Consider the following 24,443-nt stretch of genomic DNA (forward strand, 5'->3'; position numbering starts at 1 on the left):
GCTCAGAATTCCTTCCAGGCGCCAGCGTCCGCCGTCTCGGCGGCGGACGCCATCCGCGGCGGCGTCTTGCGCACGGCGGCGAACACCGCCTCTGTGGCCCGGCTCACGTCCTTCGCGCGATCCTGCGGCGCGGCCTCCTTCGCTGCGCCATCGCCGGCCAGGTGGAAGAAGCCGACCTGCTCGGACAGCTCGCCGGCCTGCTCCTGCATGGCGCGGGCCGCCGCCGAGGCCTCCTCGACCAGCGCGGCGTTCTGCTGGGTCATCTCGTCCATCTGCATCACCGCGTTGTTGACCTGGTCGATGCCGGCCGACTGCTCCTGGCTGGCCGCGGCGATCTCGGCCACGATGTCGGTGACCTTCTTCACGCTCTCGACGATCTCGGCCAGCGCCTTGCCGGACTGGTTGACCAGCTCCGAGCCGCTCTTCACCTTCTCCTCGCTCTCGGCGATCAGGCCCTTGATCTCCTTCGCCGCGCCGGCGCTGCGCTGCGCCAGGCTGCGCACCTCGCTGGCCACCACCGCGAAGCCGCGGCCCTGCTCGCCGGCACGCGCCGCTTCCACCGCCGCGTTCAGCGCCAGCAGGTTGGTCTGGAACGCGATCTCCTGGATCAGCCCCACGATGTCGCCGATCTTGCGGCTGGAGGCGTCGATCTCGCCCATCGCGGCAATCGCCTTGCCGGCCACCTCGCCGCCGCGCTCGGCCTGCTCGCGCGCGCCGCGGGCGAGCTGGTTGGCGTGGCTGGCGTTCTCCGCGTTCTGCTTCACGGTGGAGGTCATCTCCTCCATCGACGAGGCGGTTTCCTCCAGGCTGGAGGCCTGCTCCTGCGTGCGCTGACTGAGGTCGTCGTTGCCGCGCGCGATCTGCTGCGCCGCGCTGCTGACCGCATCGGAGCCGTGGCGCACCTCGCCCACGATCGCGCCGAGGCGCTCGTCCATGACGCGGAAGGCCTCCAGCAGCCGGCCCAGCTCATCGTGCCGCCCGACCCTGATCGCATGGCCCAGCTGGCCTTCGGAAATGGCATGCGCCACCTTCACCACATGCGCCAGCGTGCCGCTGATCGAGCGCACCAGCAAGGTCGACACCAGCAGTGCGAGCAGCAGGCCGCCAATAAGCGCGGCGAGCACCAGCAGCCGCACCACCTTGTAGCGGCCGACCTGGGTCTGGTACGTCTGCTTCACCTCGTCGCTCTGCGCCTGCGTGAGCTTGTCGAGCGTGTCCACGCGCAGCATCAGCTGCGGGCGCACCTGCATTTCCAGCAGGTCGCTGGTGCCTTCATCGGCCTGGCGCAGGGCATCGTAGATGTCCTTCAGGCCGCTCTCGTACTCCGCGTCGGTGGCGCGGTAGGCCTTGTACTTCGCCGCGATCTGCGGGCTCATCGGCAGCGCCGACAGCTGCTTGTCGATCCCGGCGACCTCCTGCTGGAGCTTCTCGGACTCCGCAACCTTCTGCCTCACCTGGTCAGGCTTCTTGATCGCCCCCGCCGCCTCGCCGAGCACGACGAAGTTCATCAGCGACCTGGCGCGCAAGGTGGCCATCAGCTGCGCCGGCACCATACCCTCCTCGTAGCTGTGGCGCAGGCCCTCGTTCTGCCATTGCATCATGCCGAGGCCGACCGCCGCGCCCGCCGCGAGCATCAGCCCGAGCAGCGCGAACGTGCCGATCAGGCGCGCCCTGACGGACAGCGTCGGCAGCCTGGTAAAACGTGCCATGAATTTCTTGATGTTCATCGTGATTCCCGGATCGGATCAGGCGGCAACTTCGACATCCCGGACGTCCGTCAGCGCGGCGTCCAGGGTTTCAACGTCTTCCGGACGCATCAGCTTCTCCACGTCCAGCAGCATCACCATGCGTTCGGCATGGGTGGCCAGGCCCTTCAGGTAGCGGGTGTCGACGATCGCGCCCATGTCGGGCACCGGCCGGATCGCCGCCATGTCGATGTCCACCACGTCGGACACCGCATCCACCACGATGCCGAACAGGCGCTCGGCCACCGCCACGACGATCATCACCGTGCTGTCGCCGTAGCTCTCACGCTCGAGCCCGAAGCGCAGGCGCAGGTCCATCACCGGCACGATCGCGCCGCGCAGGTTCAACACGCCGAGCACATAGGCGGGCGTCTGCGGAATGCGGGTGACCCGCGTCCAGCCGCGGATCTCGCGTACCGTCAGGATGTCGACGCCGTACTCCTCGCCAGCCAGGCTGAAGGTGAGCTGCTGCACGGTGGGCGCCGTGTCCGCGTTGTTTTCATGCATGGATCGTCTACCTTGTGAGGGGTGTCTGCAGGCACCCGGCCTCGATGCCTGTATCGGCCTTGCCAGGGAGGACTTGAGTACAGCGCAGTCGCCGGGCAAAACCGCTACTGCCGGCCTCGCGGCAGCAGCGGCAGCAGCGGCAACAGCGGCAGCGGAAAACGGCTACGCTCAGAGCTTGTGAAGAAAACCACATCCTGTGGTTTTCCTCAGTCGCGAGTCCGGTACACGCCCGGACTCGCTCACATGCGTTGCCTCAACTCGGGCATCGGGCAACCGCTCCCTGCGTTGCCTCAACTCGGGCATCGGGCAACTGCTCCTGCGTTGCCTCAACTCGGGCATCCATGCCCTCGACATGCCCTCGCCGTGGCCGGCCTGAGCGGTTGAAAAAATCACAACCTCTCAGAACTCGGTCCAGCCGCCAGCCGCCGCGGTCGACCGGGTCGGTTCGGCCGTGCGAGTCGCCGGCTTGCGCGGCAACGCCACCACGCGCGCCGAGGCCGACGCCGCCTGCGCGGGCTTTGCCGGCGCGCCGTCCAGCCGGAAGAACCTCATCTGCCGCTGCAGTTGGCCGGCCTGCTCCTGCATCGCCCGCGCCGCCGCCGCGGCTTCCTCCACCAGCGCCGCGTTCTGCTGGGTCACTTCGTCCATCTGCATCACCGCGCGGTTCACCTGGTCGATGCCGGCCGACTGCTCGTGGCTGGCTGCCGCGATCTCCGCCACGATGTCGGTGACCTTCCTCACGCTGTCCACGATGTCCGCCAGCGCCGCACCGGACTGCTCCACCAGCGCGCTGCCGGCCTGCACCCGATCCACGCTTTCGCCGATCAGCACCTTGATTTCCTTCGCCGCCGCTGCGCTGCGCTGCGACAGGCTGCGCACCTCGCTGGCCACCACCGCGAAGCCGCGGCCCTGCTCGCCGGCGCGTGCCGCCTCCACCGCTGCGTTCAACGAGAGCAGGTTGGTCTGGAACGCGATCTCGTCGATCAGACCGACGATATCGGCGATCCGGCGGCTCGATGCGCTGATCTCGCCCATCGCCGCCACTGCCTGCGCCACCACCTGGCCGCCGCGCTCGGCCTGTTCGCGCGCGCCGTTCGCCAACTGATTGGCGTGGCTGGCGTTCTCCGCGTTCTGCCTCACGGTAGAGGTCATTTCCTCCATCGACGAGGCGGTTTCCTCCAGGCTGGAGGCCTGTTCCTGCGTGCGCTGGCTCAGGTCGTCATTGCCCTTGGCGATCTGCTGCGCGGCACTGCTCACTGCCTGCGAGCCATGTTGCACCTGGCCCACCACCTCGATCAGTTTCAGGTGCAGCCGTTGCATCGCGTGCATCATGCTGCCCGGCGCCAGCTTCACGCCCTCGGCGCCTTCCACCGACAGATTGCCGTCAGCCATGCGGCCCACCATCTTCACCGCGAATGTCGGCTCGCCGCCGATGCTGCGACGAATGCTTTGCATGGTCAACCACACCACCAGCACCACCAGCAGCGCCATCAACGCCACCCTGGCCATGCGCACTTTCATCATGTGCACGAATTGCGCATCGACCTCGTCGAGGTAGGCGCCGGCGCCAAAGTGCATGCCCCAAGGCTTGTACAACGCCGAGTAGGTGATCTTGCCCACGATCTTCTTGCTGGTGGGCTTCGGCCAGTCGTAATAGGTGACGCCGCTGCCGTCCCGAGCGTCCACTTCGCGCATCAGCTGGAAGATCGGCTTGCCATTCCGGTCCACCATGTCGCGTACGCTCTTGCCGAGCCTGTCCAGCATTATCGGATGCTCGGCCAGCGTGTAGTCGTCGCCGAAGGCGAACACGTAGCCTGCACCATCGCCCCACCGCATGTCGTGGATCTGCGCCAATGCGTGCTTCTGCGCCTCGGCCCGACTCAATTCGCCCCTGGCGGCACGTTCATCCCAGGCCGTGGCGATGGAGATCGCCGATTCCACGTTGTTTTGCAACGCCCCCTGCACGCCACGCACCAACAGATCGCGGCCCTGGAAGGTGTTCATCACAGTGAGCGCGACCAAGCCGACCAGCACCACGGCCACCACCAGCATCACCTTGATATTGAGACTCAAGCGATGAAAAAAGTCGTGCACATTGGAAAACATGCCTCCCTCCCGTTGGAGTATGCGGACCCCATGGCCTCGATTGATTTGATACCCTCCTTCACGTCGATGACGGCTCCCTGGCTGCTTGGGCACAGACCGGCCGACTCCTGCGCTCAGGGCTTGTGAAGAAAACCACTTCCTGTGGTTTTCTTCCGTCGCGAGTCCGGTACACGCCCGGACTCGCTCACATGCGTTGCCTCAACTCGGGCATCCATGCCCTCGACATGCCCTCGCCATGCCCTCGCCGTGGCCGGCCTGAGAGGTTGAAAAATCACGACCTCTCAGGCAGCGGCCTTGCTGCGCTGTCCCAGCCGCACCACGCCGCCCACGTCGACGATCAACGCCACCGAGCCGTCGCTGAGGATGGTTGCGCCGGAGATGCCCTGCACGCGGCGGTAATGCGCATCCAGCGACTTGATCACCGCCTGCTGCTGGCCCAGCAGGTCGTCCACCAGCAGGCCCATGCGCCGGCCGGCGTCCTCGATCACCACCACGATGCCGCGTTCGATCTCGGTGACCGCGTCGGCGCAACCGAAGGCGCGGTGCAGGCGCATGATCGGCAGGTATTCCTCGCGGAAATGAAACACCTCGCCGCCGCCGGTGATCCGGCGCACCGCCTCTGGCTTGAGCCGCAGCGACTCGACGATCGAGGTCAGCGGCACGATGTAGCGCTCATCGCCCACCGCGGTCACCAGCCCGTCGATGATCGCCAGGGTCAGCGGCAGCGCGATGGTGAACACGCTGCCCTTGCCCGCTTCGCTCTTCACGCCGACGCTGCCGCCGAGATCGCGCACGTTGCGCCGCACGACGTCCATGCCGACGCCGCGGCCGGACAGGTCGGTGGCCTGCGCGGCAGTGGAGAAGCCCGGCTGGAAGATCAGCTCGGCTACCTCGGCGTCGCTGGGTTCCTGGCCGGCGCCGAGCAGCCCGCGCTGCTGCGCCTTGGCCACGATGGCGGCGCGGTTGAGCCCGGCGCCGTCGTCGCTGATCTGCACCACGATGTTGCCGCCTTCGTGGTAGGCGTTGAGCTTGAGCGTGCCGTTCTCCGGCTTGCCGGCGGCCTTGCGCTGCGCCGGCAGCTCCAGGCCGTGGTCGATCGCGTTGCGCACCAGGTGCACCAGCGGGTCGCCGATCTTTTCCAGCACCGTCTTGTCCAGCTCGGTATGTTCGCCGTGCAACTCCAGCCTGACCTGCTTGCCGAGCTTGCGCTCCAGGTCGCGCACCAGCCGCGGGAAGCGGTTGAACACCGAGCCGATCGGCAGCATGCGGATGCGCATCACGCTCTCCTGCAGCTCGCGGGTGGTGCGTTCAAGCTGCAGCAGGCCTTCGCGCAGGCGCTCCAGCTGCGACGGCCGGAAATTCTCGCCGATGTCGCTGAGCATCGACTGGGTGATCACCAGCTCGCCCATCATGTTGATCAGCGCATCGACCTTGTCGACGCCCACGCGGATCGAACTGCCTTCGCCGGAAGCGGCGCGAACGGTGGCCGTCTCGCGCGCCGGCGGCGCAGCAGCTGCGGGCACGGGTGCCGTTGCCGGCGCGGCCATCGCCACCGGATCCGCCGCGGTCGCCGACGTCTCCCCGGGCAACGCCTCGATGGCCAGTTCGCAGTCGCCGTCGAGCCAGTCGAACACCGCGTCGACGTCGCCGCGCGCCACCGCGCCGTGCAGGCGCAGCTCCCAGCCCAGGTGGCACTGGCTGGGATCGAGCTCGGCCAGCCGCGCCGGCGCACTGTCGAGCACGAACGCGCGCCGCACCTCCAGCCGACCCAGCTGCTCCAGCTCGCGGAACAGCCGCAGCGGATCATTGCCGGTCTGCAGCAGGTGCGGCAGCGCGACGAAACGGATGTCCCAGCCGCTTGCCGATGCGACTCCGGACGCGACCGCGGCGGGCGCCGCCACCGCCTCGCCACTGGCCAGGCGCAGCAGTTCGCCGCGCAGCGTCTCGCTGTCGGCATCAGCTGCCGGCTGGCCGCCGGCGGATCGCGCCAGCATCGCGCGCAGGCAGTCGACCGAGCGCAGCAGCAGGTCGACCAGTGCCGTATCCACCGCGCGGCGCTCGCTGCGCACTTCTTCGAGCAGCGATTCGGCCACGTGGGTGAACGCGGCGACGTCGGCGAAGCCGAAGGTCGCCGCGCCGCCCTTGATCGAATGCGCCGCGCGGAAGATCGTGTGCACCAACTCGTGGTCGGTCGAACCCGAGTCCAGTGCCAGCAACGCCGCCTCCATCGCGTCGAGCCCTTCCAGGCTTTCCTCGAAGAAGGTCTTGTGGAACTGGGTCAGGTCGACCGTCGCCATCGGCGTTTCCTCAGCCCAGCACGCGCTTGACGGTGGCCAGCAGCTGTTCCGGATCGAACGGCTTGACCAGCCAGCCGGTGGCGCCGGCCGCCTTGCCTTCCATCTTCTTCTCGGTGTGCGACTCGGTGGTCAGCATCAGGATCGGCACGCCCTTGTAGGCATCCATCGCACGCAGCTCGCGCACCATCGCGATGCCGTCCATCACCGGCATGTTGACGTCGGCCAGCACCAGGTCGAACGAGCTGCCGCGCGCGACGTCCAGCGCCAGCTGCCCGTTCTCGGCCTCGGCCACCTCGTGTCCCGCGCCGCGCAGGGTGAACGCCACCATGCCGCGCATCGAAACCGAATCGTCCACCGCAAGAATCTTTGCCATGCTGCCACCTCGTTCAGGCCGGCCCCGCGGCCGGCAGTTCCAGAATCCGCGCCAGGCCGAGCAGGCCGGCCGCCTCGTTGAAAGCCGCGCTCGCGCCACGCCACGCCAGCGCGCCGTCGCGTGACGCAAGCTCACGCCGCAGCAGCACCAGCAACTGCAGCGCCGCGGTGTCGACGCGCTCCACCGCGCTGGCGTCCAGCACCACACCGGCGCCGCGTTCGAGCGCTCCGACCAGCTCCGCCTGCAGCGCGGCCTGGGCGGCGAGGCGGCAGTCCGCGGGCAGCACCACCGCGGCCGCGCCGTCCGGCGCCGCTGGCCGCTCGTCCTGTTTCTGCGTCGCCGCTCGTTTGCCGGCCATGCCGCCGCTCCACGCGCGCTCGTTGGCGCTGACGAATTGCTTATCGGCCACCGGCGCGATCGCTTTAGGGCGCCTCGGCAACCTTCGTCACCCAGGCGAAGGCCGCCTGCAGACCCTTGCAGGACAACGGCACTGAATCCCTGCTTGCGCAGCAATGGCGAGCGAAAATGCCGGTGGCGCATCCGCCGTGCGTCCGCTGCCGACCGCGGCTCAAGTTCGGCCGCGCGCGGCCGATGTCCTGCAGGACGGACCCGATCGCCCACCGCCCCGCGCGCAGGAACCGACTTGATCATCCAACCGACCAGCCTGGCCGCCCTCACCTGGGCCGGTGCCGCCTCCGGCACCACGGCGCAAAGCTGGCGCATCGGCACGGTGCTGTCGGCGCGCCCGCTGGGGGTGAATCCGCAGGGCCTGCTGGTGCTGCAGGTTGGCGCGCTCGCGGTGGAGACGGAGCTGCCCGGCGGCCAGTTGCCGGCGCAGTTCCAGGTGCGCGTGCTGAGCTTGGGCGCGCAGCCGCAACTGGAGATGCTGCCGCAGCCGGCCGACGCCACCTTCCAGCGCGTGCTGCGCGAGCGCCTGCCGCAGCAGAACGGCTACGCGCCGCTGCTCGCCACGCTGGGCACGCTGGCGCAACGACCGGTGCTGCGCCAGTTGCCGCCGGAGCTGCGCACGGCGCTGGCGCTGCTCGAGCAATCGCTGCGCACGCCGGCCGAAATCACCCGTGGCGAAGGCCTGCGCGAGGCCATCAATCGCAGCGGACTGTTTTTCGAGTCGCGCCTGGCCAGCCCGCACGGCAACCTGGCAGCGCTGGCCGAGGACGACTGGAAAGGCGCGCTGCTGCGCCTGGCCGCGCTGCTCGACCGTCGCGCGCCGGCGCCCGTGCCAGCCAACCGCAACGATGCCGCGCCGCCGATGCTGCAGCGTGGCATGCATGCGCAGCCGCGCGTGCCGCTGCCGCTGGCGCCCGCCGACGATGGCGTGGGTCCGCTGCTGGACCGCCTGCATGGCGAGGTGAAGGCGGCGCTGGCGCGGGTGGAGGTGGCCCAGCTGGACGCCAGCGCCAGCCCGCTGCCAGCCTGGATGATCGAGATTCCGCTGCAGGGCGAGGATGGCCGCGACGTGCTGCAACTGCAGCTGGAGCTCAGCATCGATCCCGCCGACGGCGGCCACGGCTGGACGCTCGGTTTCGCGCTGGACCTGCCCGCGCTGGGCCCGCTGCAGGGCGAGCTGCAACTGCGCGAACCGCGGCTGACGGTACGCCTGTGGGCCGAGCAGATGGAAACCGCGCAGCGGCTGGAACGCCAGTTCGGCCCACTGCGCCAGCGGCTGGCCGCCTGCGGCGTACTGCTCGACCAGCTGAGCTGCCAGGTCGGCCTGCCGCAACCGCCGGGCCGGCACAGCGCCGTGCTGCTGCAGGCCACCGCATGAACGCGCCGCCCTACTCGCCCCCGCGCCGAGTCAGCCTGCGGCTGGCCGGCGCCAACCAGGCCGAGACCAGGCCGATGCCGCCCGAGGCACTGGAAGCGCTGCTGGCACGCGCGCAGGTGCTGGGCCTGCCGCTGCATCACGATCCGCAGATCGCCGCATTGCTGGCTTCGCTGCGCCTGCGCGATGACGTGCCGGCGTTGCTCTACGCGGCAGCGGCCTCGGTATTGGCCGCGGTGTACGACGCGGCGGAAGAATGACCGCCCCGATCCACGTTCAGGAACCGGCCGGATGCATCTGCAGCACCAGCTTCGCCTCGTCGCGCGACAGGCCGCAGCGGCTGACCAGTTGCTCGACGTCGGCGCCTTCGCGCGCCAGCCGCTGGGCCAGTTCATAGGACTGCCGTAGCGGCGGCTGTTCGGCCCGGCCGAGCTGGCGCTCCAGCCGCCCCAGCACCGTCACCAGCATCGAGGTCGGCACGTCGGTGCAGGCGAAGCCCGCCTCGTGCGACAGCGCAGCGACGCGCCGCTGCAGCTCGCGCAACTGGCGCCCGCCATGCCACAGCAGCAACGACTGCGCCAGCGCCAACAGCAGCAGCACGGCCACGCCAAGCTCAAGCCACATGGCTGCCGCCATCGTCCGCCCGGCACAGCCGGCGCACGTCGAGCAGGGCCACGAAACCGCCCTGCCAGGCCAGCACGCCGCTGACCGGGTCGTCGTCGCGACTGGCGCGACCCGGCGGCGGCGGCGCGATGTCGATGCCGTCACTGCACAGCAGCTCGCCGACCGCATCCACGCGCAGGCCGACCCGCTGGCCCGCCTGCGACAACATCACCACGCGCACGCTTGCCGGGTTGGCCTCCGGCAGCGCCGGCAGGCCGAGCCGGCGGCGGCCGTCCATGACCGGCACGATGCGCCCGCGCAGGTGGCGTACGCCGAGCAGGTCGGCGGCGGCGCCCGGCACCGGGGTCAGGTCGCCGTCGCGGATGACTTCGCCGACCTCGTCCAGCGGCGCTGCATACAGCTGCGCGCCGATGCGGAACGACAGCCAGTGGCGGGCGGGCGACGCGGACGCGGGGGCGGTGGCGCTCATGCTTGTGCTCCTTGGCCGGGTAAGGCATTCATCGGCTTCACTTGCTCATGCCGGCCTGGTGCGCACTGCCGGCGACCGGTGACGGCGCGGGAGTTCCCGCGGCGTCCGCCGGCGCGCGCGCGGTGGCCGGCTCGCCACTGGTGACGCGCACGGTGGGCAGCACGTCGGACGTCGGCGGCGGGTCCGCCAGGCCGGCGAGCTGGCCGACGTTCTCCGGGGCGGCGTGGTCGCGCGGCGCGGTCGGGTGGTCGCTCATCACCACCACCACCACGCGCCGGTTCTGGTTGCGGCCCTCCACGGTGGCGTTGTCGGCGATCGGGCGCGTCTCGCCCCAGCCGATGATGCCCAGTCGCGCGGGGGCGATCCCGCTGGTGGAAAACAGCCGCGCCACGCTGGCCGCGCGCGCCGCCGACAGTTCCCAGTTCGACGGGTACAGCGTGTTGCTGATCGGCATGTCGTCGGTGAAGCCTTCCACCCGCAGCGGGTTGCCGAAGCTGGCCAGGATCGCCGCCAGGTCGTGCAGCACCTCGGTGGCCGGCTCCGACAGCTGCGCCACGCCGCTGGGGAACAGGATGTCGGTGCGGATCTCGATCTCCAGCCAGTCGGGCTTGTGCCGCACCACCACCAGCTTGCGGTCGATCAGCGGCTGCAGCGCCTTGCGCACCTGGTCCTCGATGCGCCCCAGGGTTTCCGGCGGCTTCGCCTTGTGGCCCGCTTCGCGCCCGCTGCCGCCGCTGGCCGGCACCGGATGCGGCGGGATGGGCACCGCGATCGGCACGATCGACGAACCGGACTGCCCGCTCGGCGCGGCGATCGCCGGGGCGATGTTGTGCGGCCGGATCTTGGTCGGCGGCAGCGGCGCGATGGCGCGGCTGGAGCCGTTGAACGCCTCGATCAGCGACTCGGACATGACCCGGAACTTGCCCTCGTTGACCACCGAGACCGCGTACATCACCACGAAGAACGCCAGCAGCAGGGTCATCAGGTCGGCGTAGGGAATCGCCCAGGCCTCGTGGTTCTGGTGCTCCTCGTGCCGTCGCCTCCTCATGGGACATAACCCTGCAGGCGCGCCTCGATCTGCCGCGGGTTGTCGCCCTGGGCGATCGACACCAGGCCCTCGATCAGGATCTCGCGCATCCGCGTCTGTTTACTGATCAGGCCCTTCAGCCGTGCCGCCATCGGCAGCATGAACAGGTTGGCCAGCGCCACGCCATAGATGGTGGCCACGAACGCGGCGGCGATGCCGTGGCCGAGCTTGCTCGGGTCGGCCAGGTTCTGCATCACCGCCATCAGCCCCATCACCGCGCCGATGATGCCCAGCGTGGGCGAGTAGATGCCGGCCATCTCGTACACCTTGGCGCCGGCCAGGTCGATCGACTCGCGGGTTTCCAGGTCCACCTCGAGCACGCTGCGGATGGCCTCCGGCTCGCCGCCGTCGACCAGCAGCTGCAGCCCCTTGCTGACGAACGGGTCGGGCTCCGCCTCGATCTGCGGTTCCAGCCCGAGCAGGCCCTGCCGGCGCGAGATCTCGCTCCAGCCGACGATGCGGCTGATCAGGTCGCCCGGCTGGTGCTGCGGCGGCCGGTAGATCATCGAAAGCATCTTGAACGCATGCCTGAGCACCTTGCCCTGGGTCTGCACCAGCAAGGCGGCGGCGGTGCCGGCAAAGACGATCACGAACGCCGCGGCGTTCCACAGCGCACCCACGGTGGAGCCCTTCAGGATGGTGCCGAGGATGATCACCACGAAGGCCAGAATGGTGCCGATGATGCTTACCAGATCCATGCCGATCAGCCGGTCGATTGCAGTGAAGTGGAAGGTTGGTCGTCGTCACCGGCCAGGCCGGCCAGACTAGCCAGGTCCATCACCAGCGCCAGCCGGCCATCGCCGGTGACGGTGGCGCCGGCGATGCCCGGCACGCCGCCGAACAGCGGCCCCAGCGGCTTGACGATGACGTCCTCGCGACCGAGCACCTCGTGCACCAGGCAACCCAGCCGCCGGTGGCCGATGTGCAGCACCACCACGTGGCGGCCCGCCGCCGCCGGCGCCCCGGCCCAGCCGGTGAGGTCGAGCAGCGGCAGCGCGCGGCCGCGATGGCGGGCGACCAGGCGGCCGTCCAGCAGGCAGTCCTGGCCCGCGTCCAGCTCGAACACCTCCGCCACGTTGCCCAGCGGCAGCGCGAACAGCCGCGTGTCCACGCGCACCATCAGCACGCGCAGCACCGCCAGGGTCAGCGGCACGGTCAGCTCCAGTTCGCTGCCGTGGCCCAGCTGCGAGCGCACCTGCAAGGTGCCGCCGAGTTCGGCCACACGGGTCTTCACCACGTCCATGCCGACGCCGCGGCCGGAGATGTCGGACACCACCGCGGCGGTGCTGAAACCCGGGCGGAAGATCAGCTCATAGCATTCGGCCTCGCTCAGCCGTGCGGCCTGCACGGCGTCGATCACGCCCTTCTCGACCGCCTTGCGGCGCAGGATCTCCGGGTCCATGCCGCGACCGTCGTCGCGCACCGCGATCACGATGCGCTCGCCGCGCTGGCTGGCCGACAGGCACACGCGGCCCTTGCGCGGCTTGCCGGCCCGCTCGCGCTCGGCCGGCAGCTCCACGCCGTGGTCGAGCGCATTGCGCAGCAGGTGGATCAGCGGGTCGGCCAGCGCCTCGACCAGGCCGCGGTCGAGGTCGGTGCCCTCGCCTTCCAGCACCAGTTCCACGTCCTTGCCGAGCTGGCGCGCCAGGTCGCGCACGATCCGCGGGAAGCGCTGGAACAACCGGCCCACCGGCTGCATGCGCATGCCCATCACCGCGCCCTGCAGCTCGTCGGTGACCCGATCCAGCTCGTTCGCCGCCGCGGCCAGGGCCTCGCTGCCGTGGCGCGCGGCCAGGCTGAGCAGGCGGTTGCGCAGCAGCACCAGTTCACCGGCATGGTTGACCAGGAGGTCCAGCCGCGCGGTGTCGACCCGCACGCTGTTCTCCACCGGCGCCGCGTGGTGTGCGGGCGCCGCGGCCGGGGTGGTGGTGGCGGCATTGGCCGGGGTGCCGGGCGCGGCCGGCGCGGGTACGGCGACCGGCGCCGGCATCGGCGCAGCCGGCTGGCCGGGCTTGCCGTGCAGCGTATCCAGCAGGGCCTCGAACTCGTCGTCGTCGATCGTCCTCGTCGCCGACGCCGGTGGCGCGGCGGGCAACGGCGCCGGCGCAACCGCGCCCGGCGCGGCGTTGCCGTACATGCTGTCCAGCAGCGCCTCGAACTCGCTGTCGTCGATGCTGCCGCCGGCGGCGGCCACCGGCGGCGCCGGCGCAGCGACCGCCACCGGTCGGGCTTCCGGCAGCAGCGCGGCCAGCAACGCCGGCGGCGGCATCTGCAGCGGCGCGGCGGCGCCCACGGCGGCCATCATGCCGTTGAGCAGGTCCAGCGCGTGCAGCAGCGCGTCCATCTGCACGGCGCCCAGCACCAGCTTGCCGTTGCGCGCCTCGTTGAGCAAGTCCTCGGCGTGGTGGCACAGCAGCACCATCGGCTCGAGGGCGAGAAAGCCGGCGCCGCCCTTGACGGTGTGAAAGGCGCGGAACACGGCATTCAGCAGCTCGCCGTCGCCCGGCGCCGCCTCCAGCCCGACCAGCTGCTCGTCCAGGCGCTGCAGCAGTTCGCCCGCCTCGACCAGGAAGTCCTGGCGCAACTCGTTGTCCAGTTCCGCATCCATGGCCGGTGCGCTCAGAAGCCGAATTCGCTCAGCAGGCGGTCGGCATCCTCCTGACTGGACACCTTGGCCGCGCTGGCCGGCGCCTCGCTGCCGGCCAGCGCGCCGGTCAGCCGCACCAGTTCCAGCAACGAGGATTCGACCGTGCCGATGAAGCTGGCGACCTTCTTGATGCGTTGCCCGGTAAGGTCCTGCCACGACTGCGCCAGCACCATGTCGGCCAGGCCTTCGCGGCAGCTGCCGGCGAAGGCCACCGCCTCGCGCGCCAGCACCGCGGCGGCGTCGTTGCCGTTGGTCCACTCGAGCACCTGGCCGGCGTTGCGCGTCAGCGATTCGGCCTGGGGCCGCATGCGATCGGTGAAATCGAGGCTGCGGTGGGCCGCCTGCGCGCTCATCTCCAGCACGTCCTGCAGATGCTGGCGCGCGTCGGCCACGATGCCGGGCACGCCCTCCTGGGCCAGTTCGCCGCCGAGCCGGCGCACCGCGTCGTGCAGGTCGCGGGCCAGCTGGCCGAGCGCGCGGAACAGGCGCTGCTCGCGCTGGCGCACCATCACGTCCAGCGCCTGCTCGAACGCCGGGCCCTCGGGACTGTTCAGCAGATCACGCAGTTCCGGCGGCAGCATCTCGTCGATGGCAAGGGGTGAAGTGACGTTCATGCGCTGACTCCGCTGGCGGCGATCCGTTCGAAGATCTTGGTGAGCTTTTCCTTGAGCGTGACCGCGGTGAACGGCTTGACGATGTAGCCGTTCACGCCGGCCTGTGCGGCGGCGATGATCTGGTCACGGTTGTTCTCCGCGGTGACCATCAGCACCGGCAGGCATTTCAGCGCGTCCTCGCCGCGGATCGCGCGCAGCAGGTCGATGCCGGTCATGTTCGGCATGTTCCAGTCGGTCACCACCAGGTCGAACGGCTGGCTGCGCAGCATCGCCAGCGCGCTCTCGCCGTCGTCGGCCTCCTGGATCAGCGGGTTGCTGAAGCCAAGCTCGACCAGCAGGTTGCGGACGATCCGACGCATGGTGGAAAAGTCGTCCACCACCAGGATTTTCATGTTCTTGTCCAAACGCTTTCTCCACGTGCGGTACAGGCCGAGGTCCGGCCGCGGGGATTCATGGGGTTCTAAGAGCCTGTTTATGACCTCCAAGTGCTCCGCGCCGGGAACTGTTTGCGCGCAGGCCAAGGAAGAACGAGGGAGTGGACGTCCGTCCACGACCGAGTGATGACGCCGGCATGCGGGCAAACAGACCCGGCCCGAAGGGTTGCCATCGAGTGGCCGCCATGCGGCAGCGCGCGGCTTGGCCTGACAGCCAGTCAGGCGCTGCGCCACGCACTACCACCTGGCGGCCACTCGATGACAACGCGGAGTACTTGGAGGTCATAAACAGGCTCTCAGCTTCGCCACCCGGTGAGCCGGGCACGCAGCCGGATCACCGCCTGGCCGTGGATCTGGCACACGCGCGACTCGCTCACACCGAGCACGGCGCCGATTTCCTTGAGGTTCAATTCCTGCTCGTAGTACAGCGACATCACCAGCTGCTCGCGCTCGGGCAGGCCACCGATCGCCCCGGCCAGCGCCTCGCGCATGCCGTCGCGCTCGACGTTCTCGGCCGGCCCGAGGCTGCCTTCGTCGACCACGTCGAGCACCGTGCTTTCCTCGCCGTCGTCCGACGCGGTGAGGCTGAGCAGGCGCACGCAGGCCGCGTCGGCCAGTACCTGGTGGTACTCCTCCGCGCTGATGCCGAGCCGGCGGATCACCTCGGCGTCGTCCGCCTCGGCGCCGGTCTCGGTTTCGATCTGGCGGATCGTCTCGGCCACCTCGCGGGTCTTGCGGTGCACCGAGCGCGGGGTCCAGTCGGTGCGGCGCAATTCGTCCAGCATGGCGCCACGGATGCGGATGCCCGCATACGTCTCGAAGCTGGCCCCCTTGTCGTGGGCAAAATGGCGCGCCGCCTCCAGCAAACCGATCATTCCCGCCTGGATCAGGTCACCCACGTCGACGCTGGCCGGCAACCGCCCCATCAGGTGATAGGCGATCCTCCGCACCAGCGGCGCGTGCCGACGCACCAGTTCGTCGGCACTCTCGCGGGAGAGTTGCAGATATTCCGAAGCCACGCTCATCTCGGCATCCCACCCACCGGTGTTGTCCGGCCAGCAAAAAAAGCAATCCGGTCGAGACCTGCGCGGTCGGGCTCCACCCACTTATCGGCCGCGGTGGCCAATCGCTTGAATGCCAGTGCGGAATGGCTGGACGGCCACAGGTCGACCACCGCGCCTTGGCGGCGGATGGCCTGGCGCAGGCGCTCGTCGTGCGGCACCCAGCCGCCGAACTCGATCACCACGTCGAGGAAGCGGTCGCTGACCCGCGCCAGCTTCTGGTGCAGCGCCCGCGCGTCGCCCTCGTTGCGCACCATGTTGGCGACCATGCGGATGCGCCGCACGCCGAAGTCGCGGCTGAGCACCTTGGTCAAGCCGTAGGCGTCGGTCAGCGACGCCGGCTCGTCGCACACCACCACGATCACCTCGGCGGCGGCCGCGGCGAACATCGTCACGTTGTCCGACAGGCCGGCGGCGGTATCCACCAGCAGGTATTCCGGCGGCTGCGCCAGTTCGTCGAAGGCGCGGATGATCGCCGCATGCTCGCCGCTGGAGAGCTGCGCCAGCCGACGCGCGCCGGAGCCGGCCGGCACCACGCGCAGGCCGCGCGGCGCGCTCAGCATCAACTCGTCCAGCGTGCACTCGCCGTCGAGCAGGTGGCCGATGTGGCGCGACGGCGTCAGGCCGAGCATCACGTCGACGTTGGCCAGGCCCATGTCGGCATCCAGCAGCACCACGTCGCGCCCGGCCACCGCCAGCGCCACGCCCAGGTTCACCGCCACCGTGCTCTTGCCCACGCCGCCCTTGCCGCCGGCCACCGCGATCGTGCGGCAGTGCCGGCGCGCGACAGGCGCCGCGGCCAGCAGGCTGCTGGCCTGGTGCGCGGACGGCGGCTCCGCGGCGGACCGGCTGGTCATCGCCGCCAACATCTGCTGCAGCCCGGAAGCCTGATCCATCGCCAATACTCCGCTCATGCGCCGGCCACCGCGAAGCCGAAGCGTTCGGCCATCAGGCCGTCGTCGGGCGCCGGCAGCCTCATCGACTGCGCGGCGCGGCACACCAGCACGCGCGCATCCGCCGCGGCGATGTCCTCGGGCACGCGCTGGCCGTCGGTGGTGTACTCCAGCGGCAGCCGGTGACGGATCAGCACCGACAGCGCGCCGCCCAGCACCGGCGCCTCGTCCAGCTTGGTCAGGATGCAGGCCTGCGGTTTCAGCGGCAGGTAGGCGCGCACCGCCTCGTCCAGCGCCTGCGACTGCGCGTTCGCCGCCAGCACCAGACAGGTGCGCAGGCCGCCGGCGTCGGCGAGGATTTCCAGTTGCTGGTTGAGCCGCGGGTCGCTGCCGGCGACGCCGGCGGTATCGATCAGCACGGTATGGCTGCCGCGCAGCATCTCCAGCACCTTGCGCAGGCTCGCCGCGTCGTAGGCCGGGTAGACCCGCGCGCCGAGCAGCCGGCCGTAGTGCTCCAGCTGCGCGGCGGCGCCGATGCGGTAGTGGTCGGTGCTGACCAGCGCCACCTGGTCGGCGCCATGACGCATCACCGCGCGGGCGGCCAGCTTGGCGATGGTGGTGGTCTTGCCCACGCCGGTCGGCCCGACCAGCGCGACGACGCCATTGTCATCGCCGGACAGGTCGCGGCCGCTCACCGCCAGGCTGCGGCTGAGCATGCCCAGCGGCAGGTAGCGCGCCTGCGCGGCGTTGATCTGCTCGGGCAGTCCGGCCACCAGCGTGCGCGCCACGTCGGGCTCGATGCCCAGCCGGGTCATCTCGCGCAGGATCCGCGCGCGCAGCGGCTGGCGCCGCTCCATGTCGTTCCAGGCCAGGCTGGACAGCTGCATCTCCAGCATCTCGCGCAGGCTGCCGAGTTCGCTGCGCAGCTGCGCGGTGTCCTGTGCCGCCTGTTCCATCAGCGGTCGCATCGCCGGCATCTCGTTGGCCGGCGCCGCCGGCAGCGGCACGGCGGCCTTGCGCTGACGCGGCGCGACCACCTCGACGGCGGCGGCACGCGGATCGGCTGTCGCCGCCTCCGTCTCGGCTGGTGCCGCGGCGAGCGGCGCGCCATGCCGTACGGCCTCGCGCACCAGCGATTCGTCGTAGTCGATCGCGGCGACCAGCTCGATGCCTTCGTCCAGTCGGCGGGTGGACAGGATCACCGCCTCCGGTCCCTGCTCCTCGCGCACTTCGCGCATCGCCTGGCGCATGTCCGGCGCCACGAAACGTTTGATTTTCATTGCTCGCTCCGCGAGCGGGATTCGGGATTCGGGATTCGGGATTCGCAAAAGCCGTTCGCGCCAGTTCGTAGCGCACCCGCTCTTTCCGAATCCCGAATCCCAAATCCCAAATCCCGGCTCCTAGTCATCGCCCCAAGGCCTGTACCAGTCGCACCCGGCGGTTGTCGGGCACTTCGTTGTAGGCGAGTACGTGCAGGTTTTGTGCCACGTGGCGGGTGAAGCGTGCGAGCCATGGCCGCAGCAGCGGTGCGACCAGCAGCACCGCCGGTTCGCCGCTCAACTCCTGGCGCCGCGCGGCATCGGCCACGCTCTGCTGCAGGCGGTCGGCCAGGCCCGGTTCCACCGCGGCGCCGGCCACGCCGCCGCCGGACAGCGAGCCCAGCAGGATCTGTTCGAGCTCGGGCGCCAGCGTGATCACCGGCACTTCGGTGCCCAGCCCGGTGATCTCCTGCACGATCTGCCGGCCCAGCGCCACGCGTACGGCGGCGGTCAGAACGCCGGGATCCTGACTCTGCCCGGCGTGCTCCGCCAAGGATTCGACGATGCTGCGCATGTTGCGGATCGGCACCCGCTCGGCCAGCAGGTTCTGCAGCACCTTGACCACCACGCCCAGCGTCAGCCGCTTCGGCACCAGGTCCTCGACCAGCTTCGGCGCGGTGGCGGCGAGCCGGTCCAGCAACTGCTGCACGTCCTGGTGGCTGAGCAGTTCGTGCGCGTGGCCCTGCAGGATGTGCGACAGGTGAGTGGCGATCACCGTGGCCGGGTCGACCACGGTGTAGCCGTAGCTCTGCGCCAGCTCGCGCTGGCCGCTCTCGATCCACACCGCTTCCAGGCCGAACGCCGGATCCTGCGTGGCGATGCCCTGCAGCGTGCCGTGCACCTGGCCGGGGTTGATCGCCATCAGCCGCTCGTTGTGCACCTCGGCCTCGCCCATCGGCACGCCCATCAGGGTGATGCGATACGTGTTCGGGCCCAGGTCGAGGTTGTCGCGGATATGCACCGCCGGCACCAGGAAGCCCAGCTCCTGCGACAGCTTGCGGCGCACCGACTTGATCCGCCCCATCAGCTCGCCGCCCTGGTGCACGTCGACCAGGGGGATCAGCCGGTAGCCCACCTCCAGCCCCAGCGGATCGACGCTGGCCACGTCTTCCCAGCCCAGCTCGACGCGCTCGGGCGCCACCGTGGGGGCCGGCTTCTCGGCGGTCGACTCGGCCAGCCTGGCGCGCGTTTCGCGCTCGCGCTTCAGCAGCAGCCACGCCACGCCGCCGCAGCTGGCGCCGAGCAGCAGGAACGCCACGTTCGGCATGCCGGGGATCAGCCCCATCACGGTCAGCACCGCCGCCGCCACGCCGAGCGCGCGCGGCTGGCCGAACACCTGGCCGATCACCTGCTTGCCCATGTCCTGCGACTTGGACACGCGGGTGACGATGATCGCCGTCGCCACCGACAGCATCAGCGCCGGCACCTGCGCGACCAGGCCGTCGCCGATGGTCAGCAAGGTATAGGTCTTGGCCGCCTCGCCAGCCGACAGGCCGTGCTGCATCACGCCGACGAAGAAGCCGCCGACGATGTTGATGATGAGGATCAGGATGCCGGCGGTGGCGTCGCCGCGCACGAACTTCGAGGCGCCGTCCATCGAGCCGTAGAAGTCCGCCTCCTCGCGCACTTCCTGGCGACGCTCGCGCGCCTGATCCTGGGTCAGCAGGCCGGCGTTCAAGTCGGCGTCGATCGCCATCTGCTTGCCGGGCATCGCGTCCAGGGTGAACCGCGCGGTCACTTCCGACACGCGGGTGGCGCCCTTGGTGACCACCACGAAGTTGATGATGGTGATGATCGCGAACACCACCAGGCCCACCGCGAAGTTGCCGCCGATGACGAACTCGCCGAACGCCTCGATCACCTTGCCGGCCGCGCCGGGGCCGTCGTGGCCGTGCAGCAGCACCACGCGGGTGGAGGCGATGTTCAGCGCCAGGCGCAGCAAGGTCGCCATCAGCACCACGGTGGGAAACGCGGCGAACTCCAGCGGGCGCATCACGTAGACCACCGCCAGCAGGATCACCAGCGACAGCGCGATGTTGAAGCTGAACAGCATGTCGAGCAGGAACGGCGGCAGCGGCAACATCAGCATCGCCAGCATCACCAGCATCATCACTGGCGCGCCAAGACCCCGTCGCGCAAGTTGTTTGAAGTTGCCTAGTACGTCTGCACCCGTCATGGATTTGACTCGTCGTTATTCGCGGTAAGGCCCCATCAGGTCGGGGTCGACCTCGGGGGTTGGCGCTGCCGGTGGTGCCTCGCCCTGCGCCGTGGCCTGCTTCAACTGGTAGACGTAGGCCAGCACCTGGGCCACCGCCACATACAGCGCGGCGGGGATTTCCCGGCCCAGTTCAGTCGTGGCATACAAGGCGCGTGCCAACGGCGGCGCTTCGACCAGCGGGATGCGGTGGCTGCCCGCCACCAGGCGGATCTGCTGGGCCAGCACGTCGACGCCCTTGGCGATCACCCGCGGCGCGCCGGTGCGGCCTTCGTCGTAGCGCAAGGCCACCGCGAAGTGGGTGGGGTTGACCACCACCACATCAGCCTTGGGCAGTTCCTCCATCATGCGGCGGCGCGCCTGCGCCTGCTGCACCTGGCGGATGCGTCCCTTTATTTCGGGGTTGCCCTCGCTTTCCTTCATCTCATCCTTGATCTCCTGCCGGGTCATGCGCAGGTTCTTCGTGTGGTCGAACTTCTGGTACAGCGCGTCGATGCCACCGATCAGCGCCAGCATGGAGCCGAACCACAGCGCGGCGCGGCCTAGCAGGCTGATCGACTGCGCGATGCCGGCCAGCACCGGGCCGCGGCCGGTGGCTTGCAGCTCGCTCTGCCAGTGCCGCAGCAGCAGCACCAGCACCGCACCGATGAACAGCAGCTTCAGCAGCGCCTTGCCCAGCTCGACCAGACCGCGCATGGCGAAAATCTTGCCCAGTCCCTTGATCGGGTCGAGCCGCTCGAATTTCGGCTGCAGCGCCTGCGCGCTGAAGTTCAGCCCGCCCAGCAGCAGCGGCGCGGCCAGCGTGGCCAGCATCGTGGCCAGCGCCACCGGCCAGAACAGTCCCAGCGCCTCGTATACCACCGCATGCAGCGTGCGGCCCGGCAGGTCATCGCTGAACAAGGCGTCGCGCGAGTAGTGCATGCCCAGCGAGAAAATTCGCCTGGCATGCGCGAACGCCTGCTCGCCACCGCTCATCAGTGCCGCCACGCCGGCCAGCACCACCATGGCGCCGGACAGGTCGCGCGAGCGCGGGACCTCGCCTTTCTCGCGCGATTCGCGAAGTTTCTTCTCGGTTGGCTGTTCGGTTTTTTCCTGGTCGCTGTCGTCGCTCACGGATCAACCTCCCAGCAGGTTGCGCATCAGCGACCAGGCGTCGTCCTGCAACGCCGCGAATGCGCCCGGCAAGCTGCGCAGCGCCAGCCACAAGGCGATGAAACCCAGCGACACGGTGATCGGAAAACCCACCGCGAACAGGTTCATCGACGGCGCCGCGCGGCTGATCGCGGCAAAGCCGACGTTCACCACCAGCAGCGAGGTCATTGCCGGCAGGGCGACGCGCACGGCACCGGAAAACAGCTCTGCTGCGAAACTGGCCACCGCGTGCAGGCCGCTGGCGTCGATCGCTGGCATGCCCGGCGGCAGGCTGTGGAAGCTGTCGGCAAGCAGCGCGATCAGGCGCAGATGGCCGTCCATCGCGAGGAACAGCAGGGTCACCAGCAGCAGGTAGAACTCGCTCAGCACGTTCGCGCTGCCGCCGGCCTGCGGGTTGACCACCTCGGCGAAACCCAGGCTCATGCTCTGTCCCACCAGCTCGCCGCCGAACGACACCGCCTCGAACACCAGCTTCAGCACGAAGCCCACCGCCGCGCCGACCAGCACCTGCCCCGCCATCGTCGCCACGCCGTCGCCGCTGAGCGGATCGATCGTCGCCGGCGCCAACGGCGCCAGCACCAGCGACAGCACCACCACCACGCCGATACGGATCCGCGCCGACACCACCGTCGCACTGAACACCGGCGCCACCAGGCACAGCCCGCTCACCCGGCCGACCGCCCAGAACAGGCTGCCCAGCCACGTCGGCAACTGCGCCAGGTCCAGCGCCGTCATCTGACTGCGCCCGGCAGGCTCTCGATCAGCTGCGTGGTGTACTGCACCAGCAGGCGCAACATCCACGGCCCGGCGATCAGCGCCACCAGCGCCATCGCGATCAGCTTGGGGATGAAGCTGAGCGTCATCTCGTTGATCTGCGTGGCCGCCTGGATCACGCCCACCAGCAGACCCACCACCAGTGCGGCGAGCAGCAGCGGCGCGGCCACCAGCATCGCCACGTACAGCGCATGCTGACCGATTTCCATGATGGATTCGGGGGTCATGCGCGGGTTCCAATGGCGTGCTTCGCCGCAGCGGCGGTGGAGAGCTGTCGTGCCTGCGCCTGTAGGAGCGCACTCGTGCGCGATGCTCTTGCTTCGTTCGAGGTGAGAGTTTTTAGAGCCAAGAGCTTTCGTGCGCCTGCGGCGCCCGAGTTACTTCTCTTTTGCTTGTCCAAAAGAGAAGTAACCAAGAGAAAACGACACCCCGCTTGGCGCTTGCCGGGCTCGGGCAACTGCTCCTGCGTTGCCTCCACTCGGGCATCCATGCCCTCGCCATGCCCGGCAAGTCCGTGAGCCGGGGCCGGGCTTTTCGAGCGGGCATCCTGCCCGCGCGAAAAGGCGTTGCCATCCCTGGCAACGCCCGCTGCGCGGCCTGTCGACCCCGCCTCACCGCCGCGCAAGGGACCCCGGGTAGAGCAGCGGGCCATCCTGGCCCGCACTCGGTGATGAAGCGAAAAGCAACAGCCACAGCAAAACGCCGCTCCGCTGTTGCCTTGCTCTTGATCTGGCTCCTCTGAAGAGTGCGCGCAGGATGCGCGCCGCTCTACCCGGGGTCCCCTCTGCAGCGGCGGGCGGGCGAAGGAGAAGCCCGCAGGGTGGCCGGCAGGGATGCCGGCCAGTTTGTCGTCAGGGCAGGATGCCCTGTCGACAAACCCCGTAGCCCGCACGCGAACCTTGCGGGCAGGATGCCCGCAAGGCGCGGAAGCGGGGTGGCCTTTCTCTTGGGTTACTTTCTCTTTGGCCACGCAAAGAGAAAGTAACTCGGCTGCCAAAGGCAGACGAAAGCTCTTGCTCTGAAAGCTCTTGCTCTGAAAGCTCTTGCTCTGAAAGCTCTTGCTCTGAAAGCTCTTGCTCTGAAAGCTCTTGCTCTGAAAGCTCTTCGCTCCGAACGCGGAGACAAGCGAGAGCATCGCCCGCGAGCGGGCTCCTACGAGGGCTCCGGGCCGCCGATGCGCGGTCACGTGTAGAAGCTCCCGGCCAGGGTCCCGAGCAGCAGCGTCCACCCATCCACCAGCACGAACAGCATGATCTTGAACGGCAGCGAGATGATCACCGGCGAGACCATCAGCATGCCCATCGACATCAGCACGCTGGCCACCACCAGGTCGATGATCAGGAACGGAATGAACAGCAGAAAGCCCATCTGGAACGCGGTCTTAAGTTCCGAGGTGAGGAACGCCGGCATCGCCACCTTGAACGGCACCTCGGCCTTGCTGGCATAGGGCTTCTCGCCGGCCAGCCGGGTGAACAGCGCCAGATCCGCCTCGCGGGTCTGATCCAGCATGAATTGCTTGAACGGCGCGGAGGCCACCGGCAGCGCCTGCTCGGCGGTGAGCTGGCCGTCCATGTACGGTTTCACGCCGTCGGCGTAAGACTTGTTCAGCACCGGCGACATCACGAACAGGGTGAGGAACAGCGCCAGCCCCAGCAGCACCTGGTTCGGCGGGGTCGATTGCGTGCCCAGCGCCTGGCGCAGGAAACCGAGCACGATGATGATGCGGGTGAACGAGGTCATCATCAGCGCGATCGCCGGCAGCAGGGTCAGCGCGGTCATCAGCGCCAGCACCTGCAGCGACAGCGTCCAGTTCTGCCCGCCGCCGGGCACGTTCTGCACGTTGACCAGCGGAATGCCAGGCGGCGCCGCCAGCGCCGCCAGCGGCAACAGCAGCAGCGACACGGCAACGATCCAGCGCCAGATCCTCATGCGCCGCGCTTCCAGCGCGCCAGCAGTTCGCCGAACGCAGGCAGCGGCGCCGCGGCGGGTTCGGCTGCCGCGGGTTCGGTCGGTACGCCCTCGTAGACGTGCAGCGTGCGCATGCCGCCCGGACCCACGCCGACCAGCAGGCGCTTGCCGTCGGCGTCGAGCAGCAGCACGCGGTCGCGCGCGCCCACCGCCATCGCCTCCACGCAGCGAATGCGCCGCCCGCCCGGCCGGCTGCGCGCCTGCAGCCGACGGCTCAGCCAGCCCGCCACGAAGATCATCGCCACCACCGCCGCCAGGCTGAGCAACACACGGAACAGCTCGCCGCCCACATTGACGTCGGCGGCGGGCAGCGCCGCCGGCGCCAGCGCCGCGACGACCCCATTCCCTATTCCCCATTCCCTATTCACGGCTCTG

Annotated in this window: 24 protein-coding genes; 2 read left to right on the forward strand and 22 right to left on the reverse strand. The window is 69.4% G+C overall.

All coding sequences use genetic code 11. The features are described 5' to 3' along the window. Positions 1-2 precede the first annotated feature (2 nt). The 6 genes from LRK53_RS14920 to LRK53_RS14945 form a co-directional block, all read right to left on the reverse strand. Positions 3-1,727, reverse strand: a complete 1,725-nt coding sequence (locus LRK53_RS14920; protein WP_027492085.1) for a methyl-accepting chemotaxis protein — start codon at positions 1,725-1,727, stop codon at positions 3-5. 18 nt (positions 1,728-1,745) lie between these two features. After that, entirely contained in the window at positions 1,746-2,252 is a 507-nt protein-coding gene (locus LRK53_RS14925; protein ID WP_027492086.1) for a chemotaxis protein CheW, read from the reverse strand. Between the two features lie 399 nt (positions 2,253-2,651). Then, positions 2,652-4,358: a methyl-accepting chemotaxis protein gene (locus LRK53_RS14930; RefSeq protein WP_027492087.1), complete on the reverse strand. Its 1,707-nt coding sequence runs from the start codon at positions 4,356-4,358 to the stop codon at positions 2,652-2,654. A 281-nt stretch (positions 4,359-4,639) separates the two neighbouring features. After that, complete coding sequence (locus tag LRK53_RS14935) at positions 4,640-6,655, reverse strand: chemotaxis protein CheA (RefSeq protein ID WP_027492088.1); 2,016 nt, start codon at positions 6,653-6,655, stop codon at positions 4,640-4,642. A 10-nt stretch (positions 6,656-6,665) separates the two neighbouring features. Beyond that, positions 6,666-7,028 (reverse strand): response regulator, encoded by a 363-nt coding sequence (locus LRK53_RS14940; RefSeq protein WP_027492089.1) that lies wholly within the window; start codon positions 7,026-7,028, stop codon positions 6,666-6,668. A 13-nt stretch (positions 7,029-7,041) separates the two neighbouring features. Further along, positions 7,042-7,437 carry an STAS domain-containing protein gene (locus LRK53_RS14945; protein ID WP_235642358.1) on the reverse strand — a complete coding sequence of 132 codons (396 nt, stop codon included), beginning with the start codon at positions 7,435-7,437 and terminating at the stop codon, positions 7,042-7,044. 234 nt (positions 7,438-7,671) lie between these two features. Between LRK53_RS14945 and fliK the strand changes: the two genes are divergently transcribed. Beyond that, positions 7,672-8,814, forward strand: a complete 1,143-nt coding sequence (gene fliK / locus LRK53_RS14950; RefSeq protein ID WP_027492091.1) for a flagellar hook-length control protein FliK — start codon at positions 7,672-7,674, stop codon at positions 8,812-8,814. Continuing rightward, a complete protein-coding gene (locus LRK53_RS14955; protein ID WP_027492092.1) occupies positions 8,811-9,071 on the forward strand; it encodes a hypothetical protein in 261 nt (86 codons plus the stop codon). Before fliK ends, LRK53_RS14955 begins: the two co-directional genes overlap by 4 nt. A gap of 16 nt (positions 9,072-9,087) precedes the next feature. Here LRK53_RS14955 and LRK53_RS14960 read toward each other — a convergent pair whose 3' ends face one another. The 16 genes from LRK53_RS14960 to fliO form a co-directional block, all read right to left on the reverse strand. Continuing rightward, positions 9,088-9,435 carry a DUF2802 domain-containing protein gene (locus tag LRK53_RS14960; protein WP_027492093.1) on the reverse strand — a complete coding sequence of 116 codons (348 nt, stop codon included), beginning with the start codon at positions 9,433-9,435 and terminating at the stop codon, positions 9,088-9,090. Continuing rightward, a complete protein-coding gene (locus tag LRK53_RS14965) occupies positions 9,425-9,904 on the reverse strand; it encodes a chemotaxis protein CheW (protein WP_027492094.1) in 480 nt (159 codons plus the stop codon). The genes LRK53_RS14960 and LRK53_RS14965 overlap by 11 nt, the downstream gene beginning before the upstream one ends. A 37-nt stretch (positions 9,905-9,941) precedes the next feature. Next, a complete protein-coding gene (gene motD / locus LRK53_RS14970) occupies positions 9,942-10,952 on the reverse strand; it encodes a flagellar motor protein MotD (RefSeq protein ID WP_027492095.1) in 1,011 nt (336 codons plus the stop codon). Then, a complete protein-coding gene (locus LRK53_RS14975; RefSeq protein WP_027492096.1) occupies positions 10,949-11,689 on the reverse strand; it encodes a flagellar motor protein in 741 nt (246 codons plus the stop codon). The genes motD and LRK53_RS14975 overlap by 4 nt, the downstream gene beginning before the upstream one ends. Positions 11,690-11,694: 5 nt before the next feature. Then, complete coding sequence (locus tag LRK53_RS14980) at positions 11,695-13,599, reverse strand: chemotaxis protein CheA (RefSeq protein WP_027492097.1); 1,905 nt, start codon at positions 13,597-13,599, stop codon at positions 11,695-11,697. Positions 13,600-13,610: 11 nt separating this feature from the next. Further along, complete coding sequence (locus LRK53_RS14985) at positions 13,611-14,252, reverse strand: protein phosphatase CheZ (protein ID WP_027492098.1); 642 nt, start codon at positions 14,250-14,252, stop codon at positions 13,611-13,613. Further along, complete coding sequence (locus LRK53_RS14990; protein WP_027492099.1) at positions 14,249-14,656, reverse strand: chemotaxis response regulator CheY; 408 nt, start codon at positions 14,654-14,656, stop codon at positions 14,249-14,251. The genes LRK53_RS14985 and LRK53_RS14990 overlap by 4 nt, the downstream gene beginning before the upstream one ends. A gap of 326 nt (positions 14,657-14,982) precedes the next feature. After that, entirely contained in the window at positions 14,983-15,711 is a 729-nt protein-coding gene (locus LRK53_RS14995) for an RNA polymerase sigma factor FliA (protein ID WP_027492100.1), read from the reverse strand. After that, positions 15,708-16,661 (reverse strand): nucleotide-binding protein, encoded by a 954-nt coding sequence (locus tag LRK53_RS15000; RefSeq protein WP_027492101.1) that lies wholly within the window; start codon positions 16,659-16,661, stop codon positions 15,708-15,710. The genes LRK53_RS14995 and LRK53_RS15000 overlap by 4 nt, the downstream gene beginning before the upstream one ends. After that, positions 16,658-17,920: a flagellar biosynthesis GTPase FlhF gene (gene flhF / locus LRK53_RS15005; protein ID WP_027492102.1), complete on the reverse strand. Its 1,263-nt coding sequence runs from the start codon at positions 17,918-17,920 to the stop codon at positions 16,658-16,660. The genes LRK53_RS15000 and flhF overlap by 4 nt, the downstream gene beginning before the upstream one ends. Before the next feature lie 124 nt (positions 17,921-18,044). Beyond that, positions 18,045-20,135 carry a flagellar biosynthesis protein FlhA gene (gene flhA / locus LRK53_RS15010; protein WP_027492103.1) on the reverse strand — a complete coding sequence of 697 codons (2,091 nt, stop codon included), beginning with the start codon at positions 20,133-20,135 and terminating at the stop codon, positions 18,045-18,047. Positions 20,136-20,150: 15 nt separating this feature from the next. After that, positions 20,151-21,287, reverse strand: coding sequence for a flagellar biosynthesis protein FlhB (gene flhB, locus LRK53_RS15015; RefSeq protein ID WP_027492104.1), 1,137 nt, complete (start codon positions 21,285-21,287; stop codon positions 20,151-20,153). A gap of 3 nt (positions 21,288-21,290) precedes the next feature. Next, complete coding sequence (fliR, locus tag LRK53_RS15020) at positions 21,291-22,061, reverse strand: flagellar biosynthetic protein FliR (RefSeq protein ID WP_027492105.1); 771 nt, start codon at positions 22,059-22,061, stop codon at positions 21,291-21,293. After that, positions 22,058-22,327, reverse strand: coding sequence for a flagellar biosynthesis protein FliQ (fliQ, locus tag LRK53_RS15025; RefSeq protein ID WP_027492106.1), 270 nt, complete (start codon positions 22,325-22,327; stop codon positions 22,058-22,060). Before fliQ ends, fliR begins: the two co-directional genes overlap by 4 nt. A gap of 955 nt (positions 22,328-23,282) precedes the next feature. Then, positions 23,283-24,029, reverse strand: a complete 747-nt coding sequence (gene fliP / locus LRK53_RS15030) for a flagellar type III secretion system pore protein FliP (protein WP_027492107.1) — start codon at positions 24,027-24,029, stop codon at positions 23,283-23,285. Further along, entirely contained in the window at positions 24,026-24,436 is a 411-nt protein-coding gene (gene fliO, locus LRK53_RS15035; protein ID WP_235642359.1) for a flagellar biosynthetic protein FliO, read from the reverse strand. The genes fliP and fliO overlap by 4 nt, the downstream gene beginning before the upstream one ends. Positions 24,437-24,443 lie beyond the last annotated feature (7 nt).

Source organism: Rhodanobacter thiooxydans (genome assembly GCF_021545845.1).
Taxonomy (GTDB): domain Bacteria; phylum Pseudomonadota; class Gammaproteobacteria; order Xanthomonadales; family Rhodanobacteraceae; genus Rhodanobacter.

What these genes read in the sequence shown, in the direction of transcription:
- motD (WP_027492095.1), bottom strand. Translation starts at nt 10,952, where the DNA reads ATGAGGAGGCGACGGCACGAGGAGCACCAGAACCACGAGGCCTGGGCG.
- fliR (WP_027492105.1), bottom strand. Translation starts at nt 22,061, where the DNA reads ATGACGGCGCTGGACCTGGCGCAGTTGCCGACGTGGCTGGGCAGCCTG.
- LRK53_RS14935 (WP_027492088.1), bottom strand. Translation starts at nt 6,655, where the DNA reads ATGGCGACGGTCGACCTGACCCAGTTCCACAAGACCTTCTTCGAGGAA.
- LRK53_RS14995 (WP_027492100.1), bottom strand. Translation starts at nt 15,711, where the DNA reads ATGAGCGTGGCTTCGGAATATCTGCAACTCTCCCGCGAGAGTGCCGAC.
- fliP (WP_027492107.1), bottom strand. Translation starts at nt 24,029, where the DNA reads ATGAGGATCTGGCGCTGGATCGTTGCCGTGTCGCTGCTGCTGTTGCCG.
- LRK53_RS14940 (WP_027492089.1), bottom strand. Translation starts at nt 7,028, where the DNA reads ATGGCAAAGATTCTTGCGGTGGACGATTCGGTTTCGATGCGCGGCATG.
- LRK53_RS14980 (WP_027492097.1), bottom strand. Translation starts at nt 13,599, where the DNA reads ATGGATGCGGAACTGGACAACGAGTTGCGCCAGGACTTCCTGGTCGAG.
- LRK53_RS14965 (WP_027492094.1), bottom strand. Translation starts at nt 9,904, where the DNA reads ATGAGCGCCACCGCCCCCGCGTCCGCGTCGCCCGCCCGCCACTGGCTG.
- LRK53_RS14920 (WP_027492085.1), bottom strand. Translation starts at nt 1,727, where the DNA reads ATGAACATCAAGAAATTCATGGCACGTTTTACCAGGCTGCCGACGCTG.
- LRK53_RS14955 (WP_027492092.1), top strand. Translation starts at nt 8,811, where the DNA reads ATGAACGCGCCGCCCTACTCGCCCCCGCGCCGAGTCAGCCTGCGGCTG.
- fliQ (WP_027492106.1), bottom strand. Translation starts at nt 22,327, where the DNA reads ATGACCCCCGAATCCATCATGGAAATCGGTCAGCATGCGCTGTACGTG.
- LRK53_RS14975 (WP_027492096.1), bottom strand. Translation starts at nt 11,689, where the DNA reads ATGGATCTGGTAAGCATCATCGGCACCATTCTGGCCTTCGTGGTGATC.
- LRK53_RS14925 (WP_027492086.1), bottom strand. Translation starts at nt 2,252, where the DNA reads ATGCATGAAAACAACGCGGACACGGCGCCCACCGTGCAGCAGCTCACC.
- flhF (WP_027492102.1), bottom strand. Translation starts at nt 17,920, where the DNA reads ATGAAAATCAAACGTTTCGTGGCGCCGGACATGCGCCAGGCGATGCGC.
- LRK53_RS14930 (WP_027492087.1), bottom strand. Translation starts at nt 4,358, where the DNA reads ATGTTTTCCAATGTGCACGACTTTTTTCATCGCTTGAGTCTCAATATC.
- LRK53_RS14960 (WP_027492093.1), bottom strand. Translation starts at nt 9,435, where the DNA reads ATGTGGCTTGAGCTTGGCGTGGCCGTGCTGCTGCTGTTGGCGCTGGCG.
- LRK53_RS15000 (WP_027492101.1), bottom strand. Translation starts at nt 16,661, where the DNA reads ATGAGCGGAGTATTGGCGATGGATCAGGCTTCCGGGCTGCAGCAGATG.
- LRK53_RS14985 (WP_027492098.1), bottom strand. Translation starts at nt 14,252, where the DNA reads ATGAACGTCACTTCACCCCTTGCCATCGACGAGATGCTGCCGCCGGAA.
- flhA (WP_027492103.1), bottom strand. Translation starts at nt 20,135, where the DNA reads ATGACGGGTGCAGACGTACTAGGCAACTTCAAACAACTTGCGCGACGG.